This window comes from Aphanothece hegewaldii CCALA 016, assembly GCF_003007785.1.
GTDB classification, from domain to species: Bacteria; Cyanobacteriota; Cyanobacteriia; order Cyanobacteriales; family Microcystaceae; genus Chroococcus; species Chroococcus hegewaldii.
Map to the genome: position 1 here is coordinate 1 of NZ_PXOH01000105.1, position 1450 is coordinate 1450.

Consider the following 1450-nt stretch of genomic DNA (forward strand, 5'->3'; position numbering starts at 1 on the left):
CTCAAGGGGTGATGAACAGCAAAATAAAGTATATATATGAGGTTGAGGGCTTCATAGGTAGAAAAAGATCAGAGCTTATTGACAGGCTTATTGAGAAATAAAAGGGGAAGAGATAATGAGGTCATTCAAGATGTACCCTAAAAAAAGAAATTAAAAATCAGCAAAATATGGTAGAAAAAAACTCGGTCAAGAAAATTAAAAAAGACCGAGAAGAAAATGCTAATAGAATCATATCAAAAGCTTTTGGAAAAATCCCTCTCAAAATCTCAGTTCCTTCTCTTACAGTTATTAATCTGGCTGCTTCAAGTTCAGAAACAAGTAAGGATAGAAAGATTGTCGGCTTGTTTACCACTACCCATATTATTTGAAAGCCGAAGACGGAAAATTCAAAAGTTCTTAATCTTAAAACATTTTAATCTAGAAGAGATCTGGCTACCTTTAATCAAAGCCATCATACAACCAAAGCTAAAAAGAGAAAAAAGAGTTATTTTAGTCATTGACCGTACCCAATGGAAAAAAAATAATATTTTAATGCTTAGTTTGGTTTGGCAGAAAAGGGCTATTCCAATTTATTGGCAAGTTTTAGCAAAACAAGGAGCGAGTAATTGGTCAGAACAAAAATTAGTAATTAGCCCTGCTATAGAATTATTTAAAAATTTTTCAGTTATTGTTATAGGTGATCGAGAATTTCATAGCCCACAACTAGCCAATTGGCTCAGTGAACAAAAACTGCTTTTTGCTTTAAGACAAAAAAGGAACACCTATCTCAGCCAAAATGGAAAAAATCATTGTCAATTAGCTCATCTCGGATTACGACCTGGAACTCATCTATTTTTCCAAAGTGTTAAAATGACAAAAAAGAAAGGATTTGGTCATTTTAACTTAGCAGGATATTGGAAAAAAAACTATCGAGGTCGAGTAGCTGATGAAGGATGGTTTATTCTAACTAATCTGAAATCTTTAGGTGAAGCATTAGAAGTTTATCGAGCCAGAATGGGAATTGAAGCTCTTTTTAAAGATTGTAAGAGTGGCGGTTATAATTTGGAAGATTCTCAAGCTTCTCCTCAACGACTTAGTTCTTTAATTTTAGTCATTGCCATTGCTTATACTTGTGCCGTTTTTCAGGGAGCCAAGATTAAACACATGGGTTATCAAAAATACGTTAGTCGTCAAACTGAAAAAGGAAGACGAGAGCGCAGACATAGTGATTTTTGGGTCGGATTATATGGGCAAAACTGGCTGCCTAATCTAAAGTTTTGTGCCAGCCTAATTCAACAATTATTAGCGTTATCTCCAGCTCATCATCGGCATTATCAAAAAGGGTTACTTGCTATGTCTTCAATTGAGAAGGCTGCTGATTTTTCTTCTTAATCCTTCTTCATCTTCTAGGTGGCACAAAGTTCTAAAAGCTAGATATTCTCTAGCTCTCAGCTACTCGTCACCCCGTGAG

The 1450-nt window shown here is 35.0% G+C and carries 1 protein-coding gene; it reads left to right on the plus strand.

The window, feature by feature from the left end; genetic code table 11:
* Positions 1–216: 216 nt before the first annotated feature.
* On the plus strand, positions 217–1371 hold the full coding sequence (locus tag C7H19_RS25155; protein ID WP_106459628.1) for an IS4 family transposase: 1155 nt from the start codon (positions 217–219) through the stop codon (positions 1369–1371).
* Positions 1372–1450 lie beyond the last annotated feature (79 nt).